This window comes from Thermomonas hydrothermalis, from assembly GCF_900129205.1.
Classification (GTDB): domain Bacteria; phylum Pseudomonadota; class Gammaproteobacteria; order Xanthomonadales; family Xanthomonadaceae; genus Thermomonas; species Thermomonas hydrothermalis.
The window spans coordinates 1-1,474 of record NZ_FQUK01000082.1 but is presented as its reverse complement, the minus strand read 5'-3'; the positions used below and the strand labels follow the sequence as shown (position 1 = coordinate 1,474).

At 69.8% G+C, this 1,474-nt stretch carries 1 pseudogene; it reads right to left on the bottom strand.

Annotated elements, in window-relative coordinates:
• Positions 1-108 precede the first annotated feature (108 nt).
• A pseudogene (locus BUA29_RS11855) lies at positions 109-1,343 on the bottom strand (IS3 family transposase).
• Positions 1,344-1,474: the final 131 nt, after the last annotated feature.

Here is a 1,474-nt window from a genome sequence, read left to right as displayed (position 1 = left end):
GTATTGCAGACGCCGCAGTATCCGCGCCCCTTCATCGTCACCGATGCGGCCATCAACCTGGCCCCTGAACCGCCCCTCGATTTCCTTGGACACGCCTGAGGGCGTAATTCACGCCGCCATGCGCTGCATCGTGGCGTGGTGATCCCGGCGCACCTGCGCCGGGCTGCGGTGGCCGTGCCGGCCCACCATCCAGTGCTCGTTGTACACCTTCTGCCACGCCAGCAGCGCCTGGCGCAGCTCCTCCACGGTCTCGAACGTCCGCACCCACAGCAACTGCTCCTTCAGCGTGCGGATCATCCGCTCGGCGCACCCGTTGCCCTCCGGGGCGCGGACAAACGACGGGCTCGACGCAATCCCCAGGAACGCGAGCTCCTGCTGGAAATCGTCGGCCATGTACTGCGTCCCGTGGTCATGGCGCAACCGCAGCCCGCTGGCGACCTTCGCGCCGATCCGCCCGAAGCGCTCCCGCACCGCCTGCCGGATCGGCTCCAGTGCCTCCCAGCGCGTCGCACGGGCCGCCGCATGCACGCCCACCAGCTCCGCCGTGCAATGGTCGACCGCGATGAACACCGCCGCCGTACCCTCCCGCAGCGTGACCGTCGTCGAGAAGTCCGTCCCCCACATCAGGTCCGGCGCCTCGGTGAGAATCGTCCCCTCGTGCGCCCGCGGTCCCCGCGGGCCGCCGCCGCGTTGCGGCGCCAGCAGGCCGTGCGCGCCCATCAGCCGCAGCACCCGCGACTTGCCGCTACGGATGCCCTCGGCCCGCAGCTTCGCCCACACCTTGCGGTAGCCCTCGCCGGTGAACGGGCTCACCGCCAGCACGGCCCGGATCGCCGCCACCAGCGCCTCGTCACTGAGCGCCGTCTTCGGGCCGCGCTTGGCCGGCGGGGCACGGTCCGGCCGCGTGGCCGCAGCCTGGGCATACCACGTCGAGCGGGCAAGCTCCCACGCCGAGCACACGCGCCTGACCCCGTACACCCGGCCCGTCCCCTCCGACGTCGCCGCGCTCATTTCGGCAACCTCGTCTCGTCCACAGGGGGGCCGGCTTTCAACCTCCGGATCGCGTCGCGCTGCAGTTCGCAGCGCATCGTCATCTCGCCCAGCACCGCCTTGAGCCGTTCGATTTCCTCGTCCCGCGCGTCGGTCTCGCGTGCCTTCAGGCCCGCCATGCCCGATGCGAGAAACGCCTCGCGCCACTCGGTCAGCTTCGCCGCCGTAACCTTCGACTCCCGCGACACCGTGTCCAGGTCCTCGCCGCGCAGCAGCCTCAGCACCGCATCACGCTTGGACTTCGCCGACCAGCGGCCGCGCTCCTTCACCAACTCGACCTTCTTGTGCTTCATCTCGGACTCTCCTCTTGGGGTTAGGATCCCGCAAGAGCGTGTCCAAGGAAATCGAGGGGCGGTTCAGGGGCCAGGTTGATGGCCGCATCGGTGACGATGAAGGGGCGCGGATACTGCGGCGTCTGCAATAC